The following is a 20319-nucleotide window of genomic DNA, read 5'->3' on the forward strand; positions in this document are numbered from 1 at the left end:
TTTTTATTATATACTCCTTAAAGTCGCCCCTTTTTTCGTTTTTATGGAGTTTATTTCATGGACGTACCATTAAGAGCCATGCCTCAGAGATTGCTATAGTTATTATCATGTAGGGGAATGCTACTTTCATAAATCCCCCAAAAGTGGTCCTGTAGCCTTTTGATTCAGCTATACCAATTGTTACAACATTTGCTGATGCACCTATTATAGTTCCATTTCCACCAAAACATGCACCTAAGGCAAGAGCCCACCACAGGGTGTTATGTGCCTCGGGAATTACATTTGAGAGATAAGCTACAATTGGCAACATAGTTGCTGTAAAAGGGATATTGTCCACAAAAGCAGACATAATAGCTGCAACCCACAAGATAAAGGTACAGGCAGCTACAAAATTCCCCTTTGACAGCTTTAAGATCCAATCTGCAATTAGATCTAGAAGGCCTGTAGATTCAACTGCAGAAACCAACATAAAAAGGAATATAAAGAACATAAGGGTTGGCCACTCAATGTCTTTTTCAATTAGCTCAATTAGATCAATCTTGTCCATGATTATAGCGATAGTTACCAAAACAGCTGCACCAAAAAGTGCAGCTATAGAGACTTCCATATGCCAAATAGATTCAGTCAAAAATAGAAAAATAACAAAGGCCAAAACCCCTCCACCATAGCTAAGGAGCTTGGCGTCGGTTATTTTATATTTTTCTTTTAACTTTAAAATAAATTCATCCACATTTTCTATCCTTGCCATGGCAAATTCTTTGCCCCATATAAATTTAGTATACACAATAAGTACTACCATACAAATGAGACATAGAGGGGCCAGGGCCTCAACAAATTTTACAAAGCTAAGTCCTGCATAAGAGCCAATCAAGATGTTTGGTGGATCACCAATAAGTGTTGCTGTACCACCAATATTTGAGGCTAAAACAAGAGGGATTAATAGGTGAAGTGGATTTATATTGAGTGCTACACATATCTCAATAGCAACACCAGTTAAAAGGAGCATGGTGGTTACATTGTCTAAAAATGCAGAAGTAAAAGCAGTAAAGAACATTAGGATTATAGATAATAAAAAGAAGTTTCCCTTTGCCAGACTATATGATTTATAGGCGCACCATTGAAAGATACCAGTATGTTTAAGTACACCGATTATTATCATCATTCCCATAAGAAGGAATATAACATTCATATCAATAGAAACAATTGCTGCTTCATAAGTAAGAATATGAAATTCAGGGTTAAAGGTTCCAATAGTATAAGACAAAATTAGCATTGTTGCCGCACCAAGCATAGCTGCTATTGTCCTGTGGAGCAACTCAAAACCAATAATCACATAAACAAGGAAGAAAATCACAGATGAGATCCAGAATGCAGGTCCAAGCACCCTTTTAAGAATGATATCACCGCTAAAATATAAATTTTTATCCTTTATGGCCAGATTTTTGGGGTCTAATTTTAATATTTCAGTCTGGTAGCTGGCCTTGGATATTTCCAGTTTTATATGCAAGGATTTTTGCTGCTCTTTTGAGATAAAAAATCTTGATAAAAATTTTCCATTTTCAGCAGTTTCAAGCTCATCCATCATGTTATTGCCTAAAAATATCTTTACTTCTGCTTCTCCAACAGGCTCGCCATGGGTATTTTTAATAATTCCAGCTAAATTTACACAGAGAGCATCCTTGTCTGGATGTTTAGAAGGGCTCACCTGTCCATGACTGGCTAGGGCCAATGAAGAATAGATTAAAATTAACAATAGAAATAAAAAAGGGATCTTTTTCATAGAGTCCTCCTCGTGTTTTAGAAAATTTTGAAAGTATGCTCCTACTTGGGAATTTTTTCTACATGCCAAAACTCTTTTCTCTTATTGGATATCAAGGATATCAATCCTCAAATATTATTTTCCGTTTATCCTACAATAGGATGATGATTTATCAATGTCTATAATTTTTATTCCTTTTACATATTCCTTGGTTGAATAACGAGTAATATTTTCAAGCTTATATGTTATTTCCTTTATTCTCTCTACCTGTTTTTTTAGTGCTAGACAATTTTTATTGGTGGGATTATCGTCTAGAATCTCTTCTATAATAAGTAGAATATTTTGAAGTGGCTGATTCATTTCATGGCAAGTGGCTCCAGCCATTTCCAACACACCCTGCAATTTTTCTCTCATTAGTCTTTCCTGAGCTGCTTTTTTAAGCTCTGTTACATCTCTTGCAACTGCTATTAAGCAATCTTTATTGTCATATTTTATCTTATGTGCTGACCATAATACATCAATTATTGAATCATCTTTTTTTCTAAATTGTACTTCTGCATTGCATATTTTCCCATATTTTTTTAAGATCTCATGAAGTTCGTCTCTTTGTTTAGGATCTGCCCATATTCCAAGTTCAATGGAACTTTTTCCAATAACTTCTTCTCTACTATATCCTGTAGTATCTAAAAATGCAGCATTTACTTCAAGATAAATGCCTTCAACTAGAGTTGATATCACAATCCAGTCTGGCGACAATTGAAATGCCTTTTCAAACTTTTCTTCAGATCTCTTTAGCTCTTCTTTTATAAGTTCCTCTTCTGTATTATCCAGAAAAAAACCTAAAACCGATTCTTCACCATTAAATAAAATAGAGCACACGCTTTCTAAAATATATTTTATCTGACCATTTTTATTTTTTATTTTATTTACAAAAGGTCTATCTCTTTTACCTTTTAACATAGAAATTGCAGATTCTCTAACTCTTTCTCTATCTTGTTCACATATTAACTCATTGGGCCTTATTTTTTTTAATTCTTTAAAAGTATAACCCGTGATTTTTTCAAATTGGGGATTTACATATTTAAATCGTCTTTTAGAAATGATGTATATACCGATGGGTGAATGCTTAAAAAGAAGAGAAACTATTTGAGAATTTAGCTGAGGTCGTAATTCCAATTTTTTTTTAATATTCGCCGTGTTTTCCATAAAAATACATAGACCTCCGTCTATATCTATAAATAAAAAGGATAAAAATTCATGTTAATTTTTTATTTTAAGTAATAAACTTTTCCCATGAACTGGATTTAAAAAATCTTTTTCCATGGGTGAGCGTAAATAAAGGAACATTTAATTTGTTTGCAATTTGAACTGATTTTTCAGGACTGAGGCTAAAAAGTCCTGTTGCCAACCCATCAGCAATACAAGCACTTTTAGCTATCACACTGCAGCTAACTGTCCTTTGCGGAGATAAGGCCATTTCTTTATCAATTATGTGAAACAACTTTTTGGAAGAGTTAAAATAATTTCTATAATTCCCAGATGTGGCAATTGCAAGGTTGGAGAGGCCTATGATTTGAATAAAGCCTTTTTCCCTATATGGGTCTTCAATCCCTATCCTCCATGACCTATGTCCATCCTTGTCTCCAATTGTCCTGATGTCACCGCCAGCATCTATTACCGCGTGTTTAATCCCGCATTTTATGAGAAGTTCTGCACCTTTATCCACAATATATCCTTTTGCTATTCCATCTAAAGTGATTTTTGCTCCCTTTGCCATGGTTATTTTTTTTGGGGAAAAAGATATATTTTGCCATCCCACCCATGGCAGGACTTCTTCAATGTCTTTTATTTCTGGAAAATGTCCATGAATTTTTATTTCATTTTCTATTAATTCTAAAAGAGGTAGAATTGTGATATCAAATTTGTTTGAAGATAATTTTGATATTGATTTTGCTTTTAATAATAAATCATAAAGTTCAGGAGGTACATCATCCAATCGTTTGTTTTCATTAAGAAATCCCACATAGCTATTTGGATCAAATCTTGTAAATAAATCTATAAGTTGTTTCATCCTGGAAAAGGCCTTGGATTGCGCATCTATTGCCCTGTCCTCAGATTCATCATAAATAGTAATTGTGACATAAGTATTCATCATAGGTAGGGTTCGAGATACTTTTTTTAATTTAGAAATATTATGGCCAAATACTGGTTCTAATCTAAGAAAAGTAGCAGTACCAGCTATAGTCAATAATCCAATGACTTTAAGACAACCCCTTCTGGTATATTTATTTTCTAACATGATCTTAATCTCCAATTTTTTCCGTCTGTTTTTGACTGTTATTTAAGTTATATTTAAGTTCTATGTCAAGGAATATTGGTCCTCTAAATTCTTATTGTATTAATTGAAATATTTTTTTATAATAATTTTTAATAACCAATAGATGGAACAAAGAGGTGGAAATATGAAAAATTTTGAGGTGAAAAAGAGTATTGAAGAGATAAATAAAAAAATAAAAGAAGGAAAGGCTGTAGTAGTCACAGCTGAAGAAATGGTGGATATAGTAAAATCTGAAGGTGTAAAAAATGCCTTTAAAAAAGTAGATGTAGTCACTACTGGCACCTTTGGGGTGATGTGTTCTTCTGGGGCATTTATAAACTTCGGACATACCAAACCCAAAATTAAGGCATCAAAAGTGTGGTTAAATGAGGTGGAGGCATATGCTGGCATAGCTGCAGTAGACTGTTTTATTGGTGCAGCCCAGGTACAGGAAGATGACCCTTTAAATAAAGTTCACCCTGGCAGGTTTAAATATGGTGGTGGACATGTAATTGAGGACCTGATCGCAGGAAGACAAATAAGATTAAAGGCCAAGGCATACGGAACTGATTGTTACCCTTTAAAAGAGTACGAAACAGTAGTTACTATAAATGATCTAAGAGATGCTTTTTTGTATAATCCTAGAAATGCCTATCAAAATTATAACTGTGCTGTAAATCTCTCAGATAAGACCATTTATACATACATGGGGGTCTTAAGACCAAATCTTGGAAATGCCACATTTTCTACATCAGGTCAATTGAGTCCACTTTTAAATGATCCTTTTTACTGGACAATTGGGGTAGGCACCAAGATTTTTCTGGGCGGCGGACTTGGCATTGTTACATGGAGAGGAACACAACACAATCCAAAAGTATTAAGGGGAGAAAATGGGATTGTCAAAGAAGGTGCTGGTACTCTAGCAGTCACAGGTGATATGAAACAGATGTCTCCACGATATATCAGAGGAGTTTCTATGCTAGGCTATGGATGTTCCCTTATGGTAGGCATTGGAATACCAATTCCGATAATAAATGAAGAAATGGCCTTTTTTACAGGACAATCAGACGCAGATATCTATTGTCAGGTAATAGATTATGGTATAGATTATCCTAATGGTATGGATAGGTCATTGGGAGAGGTGAGTTATAAGGAACTTAGATCTGGAAAAATAAATATAATGGGAAAAGAAATACCAACAGCTCCTTTGTCCAGTTATTTTATGGCAAGGGAGATTGCTGTAACATTAAAAGAATGGATTGTAAAAAATAAATTTACCTTGGGTGTTCCACAACTTCCTCTTCCAACAGTGGAATTTAAGGGATCAATTGATGTTAATAGTTGATAGGTTTTACAGAGATTTTACTTCTACCCCCAGATGGATTACTTACAGGGTAAAAATAGAATCATCTGATTTATATATCAGGACTAATGGAGATTTTTCTTCTTTTGTTAAGAAAAAGCTCATCAAACTGAGAAAAGATGTAAAAACAGAAATTAAAAGATGTCCTGATTTTTTGACCTCTTTTAGACCTTTATCTCCCAGATTGTCACATGTTCCTAAGGTGGTCAAATTAATGTATGATGCTTCAAAAAAGGCTGGTGTTGGCCCAATGGCTGCTGTAGCCGGGGCTATTGCCCATATAATTGGTGAGGAACTTTCAAAAAAGAGCCAAGAAGTTATTGTTGAAAATGGAGGAGATATATACATAAATGTTAAAAAAGAAATAAAGACAACTATTTTTGCTGGAGATTCTCCCTTTTCAGGTAAGATTGGGTTAAAGATTTTTCCAGATCTATCCCCTGTTGGAGTATGTACCTCTTCTGGTAGTGTTGGTCATTCTTTAAGTTTTGGAAGGGCTGATGGATTTACGGTAATATCAAAGGATACTGCGCTAGCTGACGCAGTTGCAACTGCTGGCGCAAATAAGATAAGATCCAAAAGGGATGTAGAAAATGCAATATCTTTTGCTATGTCAATACCAGGGGTGCTAGGAACAGTTGCTATTTATAAAGATGTAATTGGAGCCAAAGGGTTAATTGAACTTTGTGAAATTTAAAAAGAGAGATTTTAGTGATGAATAAAAAAAATATAAAGAAAAATGTATTGTTGATTTTCAACAAGGATGTTATGTATAATCCTGTAATTTACAAGCTTGCAGCAGATTTCAAAATAATATTTAATGTGTTAGAGGCAAAGATACTTCCACGTCAGGAAGGACGGCTTATTTTACAGCTCATTGGAACAGAGGAACAAATTGAAAGAGGAGTTAATTATCTTTTAGATGAAGGGGTAAAGGTTGAAATACTTGCTGATAAAATCAAAAGGGATGAAGAGGTTTGTGTACATTGTGGCGCATGCCTTGCAGTGTGTAGGTCTGATGCACTTTCTTATGATTCTAAAAGTGCAAAAATTTTATTTACACCAGAGCACTGCGTGGCCTGCGGACAATGTGAATTGGTTTGTCCAGTAGGAGCGGTAAAAACAGCGTCTATAGATATGGAACTAACATAAATTTAAAAGGAAACAAATATGGAAGAATACCTTGAATTTGAAGATATACACCCAAATGGATCGCCCTTAGAAAGGATTTTAGATAAAAGTAATTTTAGAAAAGAATACAGAATTCCCAGAGATGATGATCTAAAGATTTTTATTGGAGAAAAACTTTATAAAGTCTCAAATTTATCTTCTCATGGATTTCAGATGATGGCAGAGGATATAGAAAACATGACCCCAGGGACCAAAGTAGATTTCAAATTATTTTTTGACAATCATGAAATAAATGGTGTAGGTATAATTCAGTATATTGAAAAAATTGATTTAGACCTTTATGTTATTGGGATAAAAATAGAGATGTTTTTAGAAAAATCACAGGAAGAAGAATATGAAAAGTATGTAGAAAGGCTGCGAAACAAAGTGTTAAACTCAAATGTTGATGATAAATTAGCATGACCAGGTGTTTTTTAATTGGATTTTAAATTTAAATAAATATGAATTACCAATAAATGGAAAAACAAATGTCCAATGGTAAAAAAAGTCTTTTAGAAGAGCTTCTAACAGCAACAAATGGGGATTCAAAGGAAGCGAAGGATTTATTAGATTTTATTGAAGATTTAGCCTCTGATATACAGAAAAAAAGCATTAAAAGAAATAAAGAAGTAAGTAAAATAGATTCTTGTAAAAAAAAGAGAGTTATTAAAAGGACTTACTATTTGAGAGAAGAATTAATATCTCTTCTAAATAAAGCTGAAGATAAGTTGAAGCAAATAAAGGAGTCTAACAAAGATTTTCCAAAAAAAAGGGTGACAAAGTCAAGAATAGTGAATTTGGCTCTTGAGCTCCTGCTCAGTGATTTTGCCAATAAAGGGGAAGAAAGCTTTTTATTTAAACGCCTTTTTTTTAAAAATGTGGAGAAAGATTAATGGTTATTATTGAATGTCCCAAATGTAAACACAAACACAAGATTCCTGATGAGAAAGTACCAATTACCCCGAAGATTGCAAGGTGTAAGCTTTGTGGGCATAGATTCCCATTAAATCTGAAACAAAATGACAGTTCTGTCAGAAAGTTAGGGGTATGTATAAGTAAAGGTGGAGTGGGAAAGACCACTACAGCGGTAAACATAGCGGCTGGCCTGGCCCTTGGAGGATACAAAGTGCTTTTAGTGGATACAGATACCCAGGGACAATGTAGTTTTTTACTTGGAGTTAAACCACCAGCAGGACTCACTGAACTAGTATTAGAGGAACTTCCCCCAGAAAAATGTCTTTATAAGGCAAGGGAGAATTTATACCTTCTTGCTGGAGGAAGAGGCCTTGCTGGAGTTAAACGACTAATAGATAGAGAGTATTTTGGGGGGGAAAGGACACTTTCTGAAGCGCTTGAAAAAATTCATAAAGACTTTGATTATGTGATTGTAGATACTTCTCCAGGTTGGGATGCTTTGTCTGTAAATGTAATGTTTTATGTAAATGAGGCACTCATACCAGTTTCTCTAGAAATTATGACTATTCAAGCTTTAGCCAATTTTTTAAAGACAATTGCTGGAATTCAAAAATATAGACCTGAATTTGAAGTTAAATATATAGTACCTACTTTTTTTGACCTAAGGGTGAAAAAAAAGACCACGGCTATGCTGGAAAAATTAAAGTCTCTGTACCCAGATAAAATATGTGATCCTATTAGATATAATAACCTGCTTTCCCAGGCCCCTATGTATGGAAAGACAATTTTTGAGTACGCTCCAGGCAGCAAGGGTGCTCAAGACTATAAAAAACTTGTAAAACGAATATCCAATAATCCAGAGTTGTTTAAGTGATTGGAATTCAGTAAAAATCCAAAAATTGTTTAACATAAACTTAAGCCAATTTCTTTTCTGGATGTTGATGGGGGACATCACCATATGGATGGACATGAAAGTGTTGATGTAAAATAGACCTGTGGGTTTCTATAAGTCTTCCTTTTTCCATAAGGTATAAGGAATTGGTCGTCCTGTACAAAAAATCCCAGTCATGGGAGACTATCACAAAATCCATTGGAAGATCATTTATGAGATTTATTATAGTCTCTCTTGTGGCTGGGGCAAGGCCTGTTGTTGGCTCATCTAACAATAATACCCTTGGTTTCATTGCAATAATAGTGGCCAGAGAAAGTAATTTTTTTTCACCCCCCGACAACTTTGTGGTAATTCTATCTTCCATTCCCGATAATCCCACCACCTCAAGTGCCCACATTGCCCTTTGTTTGGCCCTATCCGGGGAAAGTCCAAGGTTGAGTGGGCCAAATGCCACATCCTCTAACACTGTTGGCGAAAATAGCTGGTCATCTGGGTTTTGAAATACAAGTCCGATTTCTTTTCTTAATTTAGTAAATTGTTTTGAGCTCTTTATTTGTTCTCCATGAAAAAATATGTCCCCTTTTTGGGGTGTTATCAGTCCTACACAAAGGTGTAAAAGAGTGGTTTTGCCTTCCCCATTTGCCCCAATTATTCCGATTCTTTGATTTTGTTCTATTTTAAAATCTAAGCCTTTTAGCACATAATCTTCTGTTGAGGAATATTTAAAATATATACCCCTTAGCTCTAAAATTGGTTGCATCAAATTAGCTCCTCTATCAGGTCAGTGAAAAAGCAAGACAACGTTTAATATATGCTACTATCTCCAGAAATTTTGAATATAACTGCTAAAATTAGAAATTACAATAAAAAATAAGGACAGGTAGGCGATTATTATATCGTTTTTTGATAATGTGAGATCTTGAAGGGAATAAAATCTGCCATTAAATCCCCTGAGCATCATGGCATTATACACCCTTTTCCCCCTCTCATAGCTCTTTATCAGCACCATTGCCAGCATATAGGAATAGGTTCTGTAAGTATGAAGGTTGGTTTTTGGATGAAAATTTCTAACTCTGGCTGCATTTAGCATCTTTGAAAATTCTTCAAAAATTACACTTATGTATCTGTAGGTTAAAAGCAACAATAGAATAAATTTAGGAGGAAATTTTAATCTATAAAGTCCGTGACCTAATATTGGAACTGAAGTGGTATTTATAAAACATATAATAGTAAGCACTGCACTATTTGCCTTAAGTGTTATTAAAATAGCCTGATATATGCCTTCATATGAAGCAGACAATCCGTGAATATGAAATATCTCCCTGCCTGGTGTTGAAAAGGGTAGAAAAAACCACAGAAAAACAACAAAGGAATTAACTACCAGGACTCTTTTTGTCACCTTTAGCACTGAAAGTCTGGCAATAAATATACTTATCATTAAAAAGACAAGAATGACACCACAGGTAGTAATATTATTTGAAAGAATTACACTTATTATTATTAAAAACGCTAATGTAGTCTTGACCCTGGGATCAGCGTTATGGAAAATCGAGTTTCCATTATTGAATTCATCGTCAAACATATCTTTTATCCCTTTGATTTAAAATAGAGGATTATACCCATAAGGCCAAATATATACCCTATCCCACCAAGGATATCCCTAAATCCAATCTTTGGCCTATTCAACTCTGCAATATCTCTTTTAATTGGGGAAAGCTCTTCTATTAAAACCTTTTTAAAAATTTTCTCCAATTTTTTATAATCAACTGAAGATGGTTCCACTTCCCCTTCTATGTCTTCATCTACTCCCATTGTATCCTCAATATCACTCTCTTGTTTCTCAAATGAGTATTCATCTTTTTTTACTATCCAAAAATTTTTGTGTCCCATGCATGCTCTACATACCACCTTGATATCAACAGGATTCTTTAAAAGCTCTTCTGGGATGTGAAAGAAAAAATTACCTTTTTTATCGCCTTTTCCCTGATATATTAATTTATCTTTTGCATAAACCTTATAAGTCCCTTCAACAACAGGTTCTCCTGTTGAGAATTTAGCAGAACACTTTATAGTCTTGCCTTCTATATAACAAAACACATCCACCCTGTGTGCCCAGCATATAGTTGAACTTAAGATAAATAATATTAATATTGTTAAAACATTTTGTTTTTTCATAAGTGATCCCCTGGTTACAGATTCTTTTAAATTTTGAATTTAGACTCTGTAACATTATTTGTGTAAATTCAAATTAAGAGTGATCTGTTATTACTGTCTGTCATTTGTTGTCCACTCACACAGATCACTCACACTGATCACTAATATCCCCTTATTTTTCACCCTTATCACCCTGGGGATATACACACTTTTTGTTACATACTCAAAATTTATGGAGCTTTGTTTTACTTAGATATCCAACATCTCAGGTTTCACTCTGTATATAAAATCTATTGTTACTCCAGTGATAATTCCCTCTATAATCATAATGGGGATATGGGCTACCAGGATAGTCTTGGCTGCCTGGGAAAAATTTTCTCCACAAAAATAGAGACATAGGGCTACCATCACACCAGAAAGTAATATGCTTATAGATCCGCTCAAAAATCCGCCAATTATTCTAAATTTTCTTTGTTCTGATATACAAATATTTTTAAACAAAAGAAATACAATTAGAGCTGGCAAAGCCATATTGGCGGTGTTTGCGCCCAGGACAATAATTCCCCCAAACTGAAAAAATATGGCCTGGAGTAAGAGGGCAACTAAAATTGATGGAAAGGCCCCGAAACCAAGTAATATACCCAAAAGTCCATTTAATACGAGATGGACACTTGTTGGCCCAAGAGGGACATGTATTAATGATGCAACGAAAAATGCAGAAGTCAAAACAGCCATTAAAGGCACCTGATAGGGCCTGATTTTTTTTAGTCCTATCACGGTGCCAGTCAATGTAATGGCTGCTCCTGCAATTAAAATAGGGGGGGTGAGTACTCCTTCAGAAATATGCATTTAAGTGTCCTTTATCTATTCTTTTTAAAGGATGAAAACTTGACCCAGATAACTCCACCAACCTCTACATCCTTATCAACACCATTATTTTTTAATTTGTAATCAGCAGTGGTAAGAGCGGAAAATCCCCACCAACCAGGTAAGGGAGCGGCATAGGTAAAAACGCCATTATCGTCTGTAAGTATTACTTGAGTTATCATATATTCTGAAGGAGCCTTAAGTCTTGATTTTTTGTTATAATATTCCACTTCCACTTCACAATTTGGCACTGGTTTTCCATTTTTTAATACCTTTCCCTGAAATACATTTCCTCTATAAAGCCCAAATGGTCTGGTTATGGGAACAATTTCCACCTCAAGACCCAATGGTGTCGCCCATCCCTCTTCTTCGCCAAATGCGCCAATATAGGTCTTGGTGATGTGTTTTATGAATTTGTCTTCAGCAGGTTCCCAATATGGTTTTGGAACCATGTAAATACAATAAACACCAGGTTTTTTAGGATGAAATGTTGTCTTGTATGCGCGATGATCTAGAAATTTTATTGGCTTAAGCTTAGAGAGCAGATTTTCTTTGTCAGAAGTTGTTAAATTTACTGCCCATGCCTCATCAAGTGTTAAATCCATTGCATTTTGTTCAAAAGGGTGCATAAATGCAAAGAACAACCTGGTTTTCCTGTGAGCCTGATCCAGCATGGTTTTTTTTGACATAATAGTGCCAAAATGAGCGAAACATAATGATGGAACAAGTAAAAATAAAAACAAAATAATAATTCTTTTTAAAGTTTTGCTTAATAACATCACTAATCCTCCTTTGTCTTTTGAATATAATTAATTTGTAATTCGTGTTACGAATATGTGTGTAAATAAATTAAAAAATAATGTCAATAGACAAAAAAATTTTTTAATAATTTTTTAAAACTTGATTTTTTGTCTTGGCTAAACTAGATATCAAATGGTCAGGCAAAGGGGGAGACATTTATGGAAAAAATAGTGGTTGCTGTTTTTGGAAGGGATAGACCTGGTATTGTTTGTAAAATAGCTTCAATTTTAGCAGATCATGGATGTAATATTGAGGATATTTCTCAGACAGTGCTTCAGGGTGAATTTTGTGGGATGTTTGTGGTGTCTCTGGGCAAAGGTGTTACAATTAGTAAACTTCAGGATATACTTAATGAAGAGTTGAAAGAAGAGAATCTTATTGCACATACAAAGCCTTTAGAATCCTCCAATTCCCAAGTTAATGTTGAGACAGAACCTTTTGTAGTTGTGAGCATAGGTAAAGATAGAGTTGGTTTGATCGCCGCCATCACTTGTATTATGTATGAATATGGGGTTAATATTTCTAACCTGAAATTTGTAAATAGAACTTCTGCGTTCCCCCAAAAGACATTGACCATCTATGAAGTTGATATTCCAAAGGATTTAAAACTCTCAGACTTTACAACTAACCTAAAAAAAAGAGCCCAAGAATTGGGTTTGGAGATTACTGTGCAACACAAAAAAATTTTTGAAGAAATAGGTAGGATATAGTGGAGAAACCAGATGTTGAGTGAAAGTGAAGTGCTCCAGCTGTTAGAAATGGTGAAAAATGAGCATCTGGATGTTAGAACAGTAACCCTGGGAATAAGTCTTTTTGATTGTGTGAGCCATTTAATAGATGATTTTAGAAACAGGATTTATGAAAAGATAATGAAGGTGGCTGAGAATTTTGTCTTCACCTGTAATTCAATTGGAGAAAAATACGGAATTGCAATTGTGAATAAGAGGATATCTGTTAGTCCCATAGGGGTTTGTGGTGGTTGTTTTAATGAAAAAGAACTTGTCTTAGTGGCAAAGACATTGGATCGAGTGGCAGAAAAAGTGGGAGTAGATTTTATTGGAGGATTTACATCCCTTGTAGAAAAAGGAATGACGCCTGGAGACAAAAATTTAATAGGGGCTATTCCCTATGCACTGTCTGAGACTCAAAGGGTATGTTCTTCCGTAAATGTTGCTTCTTCTAAAGCTGGTATAAATATGGATGCAGTGTATATGATGGGAAATGCCATAAAAATGGCTGCTGATTTATCTGCAGATAGAGATGGAATAAGTTGCGCAAAACTCTGTGTATTTGCCAATATCCCAGAGGACATACCATTTATGGCTGGTGCTTATCTTGGAACAGGGGAACCAGATGCAGTTATAAATGTTGGTGTAAGCGGTCCTGGGGTGGTAAAAAAGGCGATTGACAGGGCTATTGAGAACGATCCCCAATTGAATTTGGGGAGGCTTTCCGAGATAATTAAAAGGACGGCATATAAGGTTACAAGGGTAGGGGAAATAATTGGAAGGGAAGTAGCAGAGAAACTTGGTGTTTCCTTTGGAATAGTTGATTTATCCCTGGCCCCTACGCCCAATGTTGGTGACAGTGTAGGAGAGATCTTTCAGAGCCTAGGACTAAAAAGTATTGGAGTTCCAGGGTCCACTGCTGCCCTAGCCCTTATAAATGATGCAGTGAAAAAAGGTGGTTCCTTTGCCAGTTCCCATGTAGGCGGCTTATCAGGTGCCTTTATCCCTGTTAGTGAAGATTTAAATATAGCAAATGCTGTGGCCAATAAATTTCTCTCTCTGGAAAAATTAGAGGCCCTAACCAGTGTATGTTCTGTTGGGTTAGACATGATTGCAATTCCAGGGGATGTTCCTGCAGAGACCATTTCCGCCATCATAGCAGATGAAATGGCCATTGGTGTTATAAACAAAAAGACTACTGCAGTGAGGATTATCCCTGTACCAGGGAAAAAGGCAGGAGATAAGGCCTATTTTGGGGGACTTCTTGGGGAAGCCACAATTTGTGAGGTGAGCCATCCAGGCTGCTCAGATGAATTTATTAAAAGGGGCGGCAGAATTCCCGCACCAATTCAGAGTTTAACTAATTAAAAAAAGGAGGTTTTAATGGCTAAGGATAATGTAATATTTTTAGAGAAAGAATCCATGTCCAAGAATAAAGATAAAGGTCCAGAAGAGCTTTTAAAAGAAGTAAAAAAAGATATGGGAAAGGTTGCTTTAATTATTTCCATTATGGCTGTGATGTTAATGGTGGTTTTTTATTTTAGTATGAAGCTTACTGTTGGCACTATTGAAAAGAAAATGGCTGAATTATATCCAGTAAAGAAACAGGTGGTCATTCTTGATAAAACTGTAGGTGATTTACAATCCAGGATGAAAAAAATTGAAAAACTCCCAGAAGAAACCAGAAAGATGATATATGGAGATATATTAAATGAAATTTCGCAAAAAACTGAATATCTCTCTCAGCATTTAAAAGGCTCTCAGAGGGATAAATTGATGGAGGTAAAGAGGATATTGCAGGAACTTGAGACAAGTCTTAAATAAATAATTTTTTGATATAGAAAAATGCATAAAAATTTATTTTTTGGTTGACAATTTTTTATATTTAAATAAAGCTAACCAAGGTTTATTGGTTTGTTTTGTTAATTTTTTATTTTCATTGTTAGGAGAGTTTTTTATGAAGAGGTTGTATGTTGGAAATCTTCCTTTTTCTTCAAAAGAGGAAGAGGTAAAGGAACTTTTTTCTCAATTTGGCGAGGTTACAGATGTTAACTTAATTAAGGATCGCCAAACAGGAAGGCCCAGGGGATTTGGTTTTGTTGAGATGAAAAAAGAAGATGCCCAAAAAGCAATGGAAAGTTTGGATGGAACTGAATTTGGTGGTAGACGACTTAGGGTAAATGAGGCAAGAGCCAGAAGATAATACATAAGAAGAGACAATGCTGGGCAAAAGCCGCCTTTAATAGGATTATTGAAGGCGGCTTTTTTGTTACCTGCTGCATATTCGTATATTCTTTATGGAGGTCATATTAAATGGATGTTAGACAATATGTAATTGACGATTTATCATGTAGGGAATCTTGGAGGCTATTAAAAATAATGGCTGAATTTGTGGAGGGTTTTGATACTTTAAATGAGATTGGTGCAGCAGTAAGTATATTTGGATCGGCCAGGGTCAAACCTAAAGACCCTGTCTATAAATTAACTTACAACATAGCTAAAAAACTTGCACAAGCAGGATATTCTATAATTACTGGTGGTGGTCCTGGAGTTATGGAGGCAGCAAACAAAGGTGCAAAGGAGGGAAATAGTAAATCAATAGGTCTGCACATTCATCTTCCTTTAGAACAAAAACCAAATAATTATATTGATACAAGACTGAATTTTAAATATTTTTTTGTAAGAAAGGTGATGTTTATTAAATATGCAATGGCTTATGTGGTGATGCCAGGAGGATTTGGCACATTAGATGAGCTAAGTGAGGCTTTGGTATTAACTCAAACCAAAAGGATTAAACCCTTTCCAGTAATTTTGGTGGATAAAGAGTTCTGGGACCCCTTAATTGATTGGTTTAAAAACAAACTCCTTGCCAGAAATTATATAAAAGAAGGCGACTTAGAGATATTTTTTACTCTAGATGACCCTGATGAGGTGGTGAGTTTGATTAAGAGGTTGGTGATTATTTAAAGAAAGAGGCAGAGGAATCTCCGCCTCTTTCTTTCTCCCATACATTAACTACAGCTTATCTGCATACTGCCACTTGTGCTATTTGCTGTGCAGGTGGTACCAGCGGCTGGTCCTGTGCATGTTGCATTACCGCTGATTTCTCCATCTGTACCAACTGTGAGAGTTATACTACTTGTGTTAGTAGTTGATGTGGGATATTGACCTGTACAATTAGTGGCACTAGCATTATCAGCCAGGTATCCAGCACACATACTAATGGCATTTCTCAAATCAGCTTCACAGGCCTTTTTCGCAGCATTTACCCGATATTTTCCAAATTGAGGAATGGCGATTGCAGCTAAAATACCAATAATTGCAATTACAATGAGTAATTCCACCAAAGTAAAACCTTTCTCTTTTCTCATAACACACCTCCTTATTTTATTCAGATTTGTTAAATATTTCAATTTTTTTTAGCAAAAATCATGCCATTCTATAAATCGTTTAGAAATAGTGATTTAGATTTATAGGATTTGTGAGTTTCTTAAAGGTTCTAAGTTCCATGTTCTATGTTCTAGGTTCCTTAAACGTAGAACGTTGAACTTTGAACAATTTAACTCTCAACCCTATACCCCTCTAACCCTCGTAATTATGTTCTAAAAATATTTTTGAGCGTAAACATTTTTTGTCAATTTTTGCCAATTTTTGTAAACTCTCCCAAAAATTATCTCGCATTTATCCCTTTACATTTCCCCAAATCCCACCTATTTTTTTCCCACCTACAATTTGGAGGATCCATCAAATGCAAGTATATGAAAAAATCGAAGATGCACTTCCTAAGATTAACACAGGCTCTGTTCTGTCTATTGGAAATTTTGATGGAGTGCATATTGGACATAGGGCGCTTATTGAAAAATTAGTCAATAAATCTAAAGAGCTGAATGTACCTTCAGTAATTCTCACCTTTGAACCCCATCCTTTAAAAGTTATAGCAGGTAAGTGTCCACCAGTAATTACTCCTATTAAACAAAAATTGGAACTTTTACAGCAATTAGGAATTGATATAACAATATGTCTTGAATTCACAAAGGATCTGGCTGCTGTTAGTGCTGAAGATTTTGTAATGAAGTACTTAATTCCTTTAAATGTAAGAGAAATAATCGTTGGATATGATTATAGATTTGGCAAAAATAGGCAAGGCGATTATTCTCTTATAAAAAAACTTGGACAAAAGTTGGGTTTTGATGTGCATCAAGTAGGTCCAGTTTATTTTGAAGATGAAATAGTTAGTTCTACTCGAATCAGGACACTGGTACAGGAAGGAAAGGTTAAGGATGTTGTACCAATGTTGGGTAGATATTATCAAGTGTTTGGAAAAGTAGTAGAGGGTCATAAGAGGGGAGGGAGGCTCCTTGGCATTCCAACAGCAAATTTAAACCTAATTGATGAGCTTGTTCCAAAAACTGGAGTGTATGCGGTTTTTGCTGAATTTGAAGGCAAAAGACTTAAAGGAGTTGCAAATGTTGGGTATAACCCAACTTTTGGAAATCAAGTGCTATCTGTTGAAGTACATATCTTTGATTTTAACAAAGAGATATATGGAGAAGAATTAAGGGTACATTTTGTAGATAGAATTAGGTCTGAAAAGAAGTTCTCTAGCATTGATGAGTTAAAAAATCAGATATTAAATGACATAGAAAAGGCCAAAGATATTTTAAAAAATGGATAAGGGAATTTTACATATCTATAGAAACGTGCCCTATGGCAGGGAGACGTTACTCAGTTCGATTTATTTTGCAAAGATGTTGGACATTGAGCTATTTATCTATATTCCACAATTTCAGAAATTTAATATGTATTTTGAACATGAAGTTGTACAGGTTACACTGGATGATAGCTATTTAAATGAATTGGACAAGGCTAAAGAAAGGATTGATGGTGTGTTAAAACAGGAAGATTATGAGGCTACGTATCTAAAAATTAAAGAATTTAGTGCCTCCTCACTTCCAGATTTACCAACGGATTTTTCTTTTATGACCTGTCCAAGGGTAATAAAAGGTCTCTTAAATAAAATCTATCCAGGCCAAATTGGACCTATTGTAAGGAAAATTCTACTAAATGCTAGGTTCCCAGTTTATCTCCCTTGCCTTATTTTTAAACCCTGGAAGTCAATTATTGTGATGTTTGGCGGATCTAAAACAAGTGTTAAAGCTGCATCCTTAGGACTTAAAATAGCAAAAAGGTCTGGGATTCCTCTTTATTTTTTTACTCAAAATGAAAAACAAGATTATAAATCCTATAAAGAAATATTAAAATTAAATGAAGAGACAAAAAATATTTTTTCTTATATCCAACACTGGTATTTTTTCGACCAAGGGGATTTTAAGGAAAATCTTTTTAATATCCCCCATGACTCCCTTATAGTTGCAGGATTATTTGGTCACGGCCTTATCAAAGGACTTGCATTTGGCGGAAAGCTGGAACTTATGCAATCCATTCTTCCAAATAATTTTTTGTTGGTAGGTCCTAACTTTGATGAACAAGCTACGTTTTTAAGGTTTTAAAAAATGGAATATATTATCTTAAGGATGAAATCTGTATGGCTCAGTTTAAAGGAGGTATACAGAGGTATATCTTCTATTAGACTCATGATGATTAGTGTTATCCTGGGTATATTAGCAGGTTTAGGCGCTGCTCTATTTTTTCTTGGAATTGAATGGACAAAATTTAAGCTCATCCACCAGCTTGCAGGTATAGCAGTACCAGGACCAAGTGGAGAAGAAATTTTTAAAGGTAAAATAGGCCAGTTTAGACCCTGGTTAATACCTATATTTACCACTTTAGTAGGACTTATTACTGGAATTTTAGTTAAAATATTCATTCCCTATGCCCAACAAGACCATATAACAGATGGCACAGACACAATAACCAAGGCATTTCATCAAAATGAAGGGCGAATAAATCCATTAGTCACTTTTTTAAAAGGACTAACTGCAGTATTTACCATTGGAAGTGGCGGTAGTGCAGGAAGAGAAGGACCTATCACCTTAATTGGAGGAGGTATTGGTTCATATCTTGGCTCCATTCTAAAATTATCCCCAAAGGAAAGGAGGATATTATTACTGGCTGGTGCAGGTGGCGGACTTGGAGCTATTTTCAGGGCACCCCTTGGAGGGGCCATCACAGCTGTTGAAATAATCTACAAAGAAGATTTTGAGAGCGAGGCCCTTCTGCCTGCTATTATTTCATCGGTTATAGCATATACGGTATTTACTTTAATTTATGGCAATCATCCAATATTTGAGATACCACATTTTTATTTTAATCCTAAAGAGCTGCCCTTTTATTTAATCCTCGCCTTATTTTGTGCATTTTGCGGTTATCTCTATGTAAAGACATTCTTTTTTATCAAGTATTCAATTTTTCAAAAAATAAAAAAGCGTTCTGGACTGATTATAACATGTGGACTTGGTGGTCTAATCATGGGCATGTTAGGTATGTTTATGCCCTTTGTATTAAGTGGTGGCTATGGTTATCTGGAAATGGCCATATGGGGGAAACTATCCCTTTTATCAATGATTTGTTTTATGATAGCCAAGACCATTGCAACCTCTGTAACCATTGGTTCTGAGATGAGTGGAGGTATGTTTGCCCCTACTCTTTTTGTAGGCGGAATGGCAGGGGGGGTAATTGGGACCTATGCACATATGCATTATCCCCAACTTGTTGCCCATCCAGGGGCCTTTGTACTAGTTGGAATGGCATCATTTTTCGCAGGTGCTGGCTCTGCTCCTATTGGTCCTTTCATTTTAGTGTGTGAGCTCACCCAGGGCTATAGCCTCCTTGCACCCCTTATGTTTTGTTCTGCAATATGTATATTTTTTAACAGAAAGATTTCTATCTATGAAAATCAGCTGGATAATAAATTTCAATCTCCAGCGCATTCTGGGGAATTATTTGTGGATATTTTAAGCAATCACAAAGTGGAAGAATTACTGGATGAACTTGATCCTGTTTATGTAGTACCTGAAGATATGAAATTTTCTGATTTTAAGAAAAAAATTTTTATTAATACCACCCAGTACTCTTTCCCAGTAGTTGACAAGAATGGCAAATTAACAGGTATATTTTCGAGCTCTGACTTCAGACATGTACTATTTAATCCTGAGATAGAAGAATTAGTCATTATAAAAGATATTGCAGTTTCAGATGTGGTTGTGACATATCCCGATGAAACCTTAAATAGGGCTTTAGATAAACTGACTCAAAAAAATATTGATGCCTTGCCAGTGTTATCTGACAAAGATAACGGTAAAATTTTGGGCCTTCTAAGAAGAAAGTCAATAATTATATTCTACAATAAGCTAATAGAAAAACTCAAATCAACTAAATTGTGAGTTAGGATTA

General features: G+C 35.1%; 23 protein-coding genes. 14 read left to right on the forward strand and 9 right to left on the reverse strand.

Features of this window, described 5'->3' with window-relative positions:
* Positions 1-55: 55 nt before the first annotated feature.
* The 3 genes from ACYQ1E_RS06150 to ACYQ1E_RS06160 form a co-directional block, all read right to left on the reverse strand.
* A complete protein-coding gene (locus ACYQ1E_RS06150) occupies positions 56-1780 on the reverse strand; it encodes an ArsB/NhaD family transporter (protein WP_459876601.1) in 1725 nt (574 codons plus the stop codon).
* Between the two features lie 114 nt (positions 1781-1894).
* Complete coding sequence (locus ACYQ1E_RS06155) at positions 1895-2965, reverse strand: PAS domain S-box protein (protein ID WP_459876604.1); 1071 nt, start codon at positions 2963-2965, stop codon at positions 1895-1897.
* Positions 2966-3032: 67 nt separating this feature from the next.
* Positions 3033-4058, reverse strand: coding sequence for an FAD:protein FMN transferase (locus ACYQ1E_RS06160; RefSeq protein WP_459876607.1), 1026 nt, complete (start codon positions 4056-4058; stop codon positions 3033-3035).
* 163 nt (positions 4059-4221) lie between these two features.
* Between ACYQ1E_RS06160 and ACYQ1E_RS06165 the strand changes: the two genes are divergently transcribed.
* From ACYQ1E_RS06165 to ACYQ1E_RS06190, 6 genes are all read left to right on the forward strand, one after another.
* Complete coding sequence (locus ACYQ1E_RS06165) at positions 4222-5421, forward strand: homocysteine biosynthesis protein (protein WP_459876610.1); 1200 nt, start codon at positions 4222-4224, stop codon at positions 5419-5421.
* A complete protein-coding gene (locus ACYQ1E_RS06170) occupies positions 5408-6136 on the forward strand; it encodes a UPF0280 family protein (RefSeq protein WP_459876613.1) in 729 nt (242 codons plus the stop codon). The genes ACYQ1E_RS06165 and ACYQ1E_RS06170 overlap by 14 nt, the downstream gene beginning before the upstream one ends.
* A 17-nt stretch (positions 6137-6153) precedes the next feature.
* The gene (locus ACYQ1E_RS06175) at positions 6154-6591 is read left to right on the forward strand and encodes an NIL domain-containing protein (protein ID WP_459876615.1); all 438 of its coding nucleotides are present in this window, start codon (positions 6154-6156) and stop codon (positions 6589-6591) included.
* Positions 6592-6609: 18 nt separating this feature from the next.
* Positions 6610-7032 (forward strand): hypothetical protein, encoded by a 423-nt coding sequence (locus ACYQ1E_RS06180; RefSeq protein WP_459876618.1) that lies wholly within the window; start codon positions 6610-6612, stop codon positions 7030-7032.
* Positions 7033-7097: 65 nt separating this feature from the next.
* Positions 7098-7502, forward strand: coding sequence for a hypothetical protein (locus tag ACYQ1E_RS06185; protein WP_459876621.1), 405 nt, complete (start codon positions 7098-7100; stop codon positions 7500-7502).
* Positions 7502-8398: an AAA family ATPase gene (locus ACYQ1E_RS06190; protein WP_459876624.1), complete on the forward strand. Its 897-nt coding sequence runs from the start codon at positions 7502-7504 to the stop codon at positions 8396-8398. Before ACYQ1E_RS06185 ends, ACYQ1E_RS06190 begins: the two co-directional genes overlap by 1 nt.
* A gap of 40 nt (positions 8399-8438) precedes the next feature.
* Here the strand turns inward: ACYQ1E_RS06190 and ACYQ1E_RS06195 are convergent, their stop codons facing one another.
* The 5 genes from ACYQ1E_RS06195 to ACYQ1E_RS06215 form a co-directional block, all read right to left on the reverse strand.
* Positions 8439-9176 (reverse strand): energy-coupling factor ABC transporter ATP-binding protein, encoded by a 738-nt coding sequence (locus ACYQ1E_RS06195; RefSeq protein WP_459876626.1) that lies wholly within the window; start codon positions 9174-9176, stop codon positions 8439-8441.
* Between the two features lie 57 nt (positions 9177-9233).
* Positions 9234-9998, reverse strand: coding sequence for a cobalt ECF transporter T component CbiQ (cbiQ, locus tag ACYQ1E_RS06200; RefSeq protein ID WP_459876629.1), 765 nt, complete (start codon positions 9996-9998; stop codon positions 9234-9236).
* Positions 9999-10003: 5 nt separating this feature from the next.
* The gene (locus tag ACYQ1E_RS06205) at positions 10004-10591 is read right to left on the reverse strand and encodes a hypothetical protein (protein WP_459876632.1); all 588 of its coding nucleotides are present in this window, start codon (positions 10589-10591) and stop codon (positions 10004-10006) included.
* Between the two features lie 228 nt (positions 10592-10819).
* The gene (cbiM, locus tag ACYQ1E_RS06210) at positions 10820-11419 is read right to left on the reverse strand and encodes a cobalt transporter CbiM (protein WP_459876634.1); all 600 of its coding nucleotides are present in this window, start codon (positions 11417-11419) and stop codon (positions 10820-10822) included.
* 11 nt (positions 11420-11430) lie between these two features.
* Positions 11431-12216, reverse strand: coding sequence for a DUF4198 domain-containing protein (locus ACYQ1E_RS06215; RefSeq protein WP_459876637.1), 786 nt, complete (start codon positions 12214-12216; stop codon positions 11431-11433).
* Positions 12217-12396: 180 nt separating this feature from the next.
* Here ACYQ1E_RS06215 and ACYQ1E_RS06220 point away from each other — a divergent pair, with 180 nt between their 5' ends.
* From ACYQ1E_RS06220 to ACYQ1E_RS06240, 5 genes are all read left to right on the forward strand, one after another.
* The gene (locus ACYQ1E_RS06220) at positions 12397-12948 is read left to right on the forward strand and encodes a glycine cleavage system transcriptional repressor (protein WP_459876640.1); all 552 of its coding nucleotides are present in this window, start codon (positions 12397-12399) and stop codon (positions 12946-12948) included.
* Positions 12949-12960: 12 nt separating this feature from the next.
* Complete coding sequence (locus ACYQ1E_RS06225) at positions 12961-14334, forward strand: PFL family protein (protein ID WP_459876643.1); 1374 nt, start codon at positions 12961-12963, stop codon at positions 14332-14334.
* A 15-nt stretch (positions 14335-14349) separates the two neighbouring features.
* A complete protein-coding gene (locus tag ACYQ1E_RS06230) occupies positions 14350-14790 on the forward strand; it encodes a hypothetical protein (protein WP_459876646.1) in 441 nt (146 codons plus the stop codon).
* A gap of 133 nt (positions 14791-14923) precedes the next feature.
* Entirely contained in the window at positions 14924-15169 is a 246-nt protein-coding gene (rbp, locus tag ACYQ1E_RS06235) for an RNA-binding regulator (RefSeq protein ID WP_459876649.1), read from the forward strand.
* A gap of 110 nt (positions 15170-15279) precedes the next feature.
* A complete protein-coding gene (locus ACYQ1E_RS06240; RefSeq protein ID WP_459876652.1) occupies positions 15280-15933 on the forward strand; it encodes an LOG family protein in 654 nt (217 codons plus the stop codon).
* A 44-nt stretch (positions 15934-15977) separates the two neighbouring features.
* On the opposite strand, the gene ACYQ1E_RS06245 is transcribed toward ACYQ1E_RS06240, so the two are convergent.
* Positions 15978-16337 carry a prepilin-type N-terminal cleavage/methylation domain-containing protein gene (locus ACYQ1E_RS06245; protein ID WP_459876655.1) on the reverse strand — a complete coding sequence of 120 codons (360 nt, stop codon included), beginning with the start codon at positions 16335-16337 and terminating at the stop codon, positions 15978-15980.
* A 377-nt stretch (positions 16338-16714) separates the two neighbouring features.
* Here ACYQ1E_RS06245 and ACYQ1E_RS06250 point away from each other — a divergent pair, with 377 nt between their 5' ends.
* From ACYQ1E_RS06250 to ACYQ1E_RS06260, 3 genes are read left to right on the forward strand one after another with little or no spacing between them, the layout of a single operon-like run.
* On the forward strand, positions 16715-17641 hold the full coding sequence (locus ACYQ1E_RS06250; RefSeq protein ID WP_459876658.1) for a bifunctional riboflavin kinase/FAD synthetase: 927 nt from the start codon (positions 16715-16717) through the stop codon (positions 17639-17641).
* Positions 17634-18476 (forward strand): universal stress protein, encoded by an 843-nt coding sequence (locus ACYQ1E_RS06255; protein ID WP_459876661.1) that lies wholly within the window; start codon positions 17634-17636, stop codon positions 18474-18476. Before ACYQ1E_RS06250 ends, ACYQ1E_RS06255 begins: the two co-directional genes overlap by 8 nt.
* A gap of 3 nt (positions 18477-18479) precedes the next feature.
* Positions 18480-20309, forward strand: a complete 1830-nt coding sequence (locus ACYQ1E_RS06260; protein WP_459876664.1) for a chloride channel protein — start codon at positions 18480-18482, stop codon at positions 20307-20309.
* Positions 20310-20319: the final 10 nt, after the last annotated feature.

The organism is Desulfothermus naphthae (genome assembly GCF_054657475.1).

Coding starts and splice junctions, on each gene's coding strand:
- rbp (WP_459876649.1), top strand. CDS start 14,924: ATGAAGAGGTTGTATGTTGGAAATCTTCCTTTTTCTTCAAAAGAGGAA.
- ACYQ1E_RS06180 (WP_459876618.1), top strand. CDS start 6,610: ATGGAAGAATACCTTGAATTTGAAGATATACACCCAAATGGATCGCCC.
- cbiQ (WP_459876629.1), bottom strand. CDS start 9,998: ATGTTTGACGATGAATTCAATAATGGAAACTCGATTTTCCATAACGCT.
- ACYQ1E_RS06150 (WP_459876601.1), bottom strand. CDS start 1,780: ATGAAAAAGATCCCTTTTTTATTTCTATTGTTAATTTTAATCTATTCT.
- ACYQ1E_RS06195 (WP_459876626.1), bottom strand. CDS start 9,176: ATGCAACCAATTTTAGAGCTAAGGGGTATATATTTTAAATATTCCTCA.
- ACYQ1E_RS06255 (WP_459876661.1), top strand. CDS start 17,634: ATGGATAAGGGAATTTTACATATCTATAGAAACGTGCCCTATGGCAGG.
- ACYQ1E_RS06205 (WP_459876632.1), bottom strand. CDS start 10,591: ATGAAAAAACAAAATGTTTTAACAATATTAATATTATTTATCTTAAGT.
- ACYQ1E_RS06220 (WP_459876640.1), top strand. CDS start 12,397: ATGGAAAAAATAGTGGTTGCTGTTTTTGGAAGGGATAGACCTGGTATT.
- ACYQ1E_RS06185 (WP_459876621.1), top strand. CDS start 7,098: ATGTCCAATGGTAAAAAAAGTCTTTTAGAAGAGCTTCTAACAGCAACA.
- ACYQ1E_RS06215 (WP_459876637.1), bottom strand. CDS start 12,216: ATGTTATTAAGCAAAACTTTAAAAAGAATTATTATTTTGTTTTTATTT.
- ACYQ1E_RS06175 (WP_459876615.1), top strand. CDS start 6,154: ATGAATAAAAAAAATATAAAGAAAAATGTATTGTTGATTTTCAACAAG.
- ACYQ1E_RS06245 (WP_459876655.1), bottom strand. CDS start 16,337: ATGAGAAAAGAGAAAGGTTTTACTTTGGTGGAATTACTCATTGTAATT.
- ACYQ1E_RS06190 (WP_459876624.1), top strand. CDS start 7,502: ATGGTTATTATTGAATGTCCCAAATGTAAACACAAACACAAGATTCCT.
- ACYQ1E_RS06240 (WP_459876652.1), top strand. CDS start 15,280: ATGGATGTTAGACAATATGTAATTGACGATTTATCATGTAGGGAATCT.
- ACYQ1E_RS06230 (WP_459876646.1), top strand. CDS start 14,350: ATGGCTAAGGATAATGTAATATTTTTAGAGAAAGAATCCATGTCCAAG.
- ACYQ1E_RS06165 (WP_459876610.1), top strand. CDS start 4,222: ATGAAAAATTTTGAGGTGAAAAAGAGTATTGAAGAGATAAATAAAAAA.
- cbiM (WP_459876634.1), bottom strand. CDS start 11,419: ATGCATATTTCTGAAGGAGTACTCACCCCCCCTATTTTAATTGCAGGA.
- ACYQ1E_RS06260 (WP_459876664.1), top strand. CDS start 18,480: ATGGAATATATTATCTTAAGGATGAAATCTGTATGGCTCAGTTTAAAG.
- ACYQ1E_RS06170 (WP_459876613.1), top strand. CDS start 5,408: ATGTTAATAGTTGATAGGTTTTACAGAGATTTTACTTCTACCCCCAGA.
- ACYQ1E_RS06155 (WP_459876604.1), bottom strand. CDS start 2,965: ATGGAAAACACGGCGAATATTAAAAAAAAATTGGAATTACGACCTCAG.
- ACYQ1E_RS06160 (WP_459876607.1), bottom strand. CDS start 4,058: ATGTTAGAAAATAAATATACCAGAAGGGGTTGTCTTAAAGTCATTGGA.
- ACYQ1E_RS06225 (WP_459876643.1), top strand. CDS start 12,961: ATGTTGAGTGAAAGTGAAGTGCTCCAGCTGTTAGAAATGGTGAAAAAT.
- ACYQ1E_RS06250 (WP_459876658.1), top strand. CDS start 16,715: ATGCAAGTATATGAAAAAATCGAAGATGCACTTCCTAAGATTAACACA.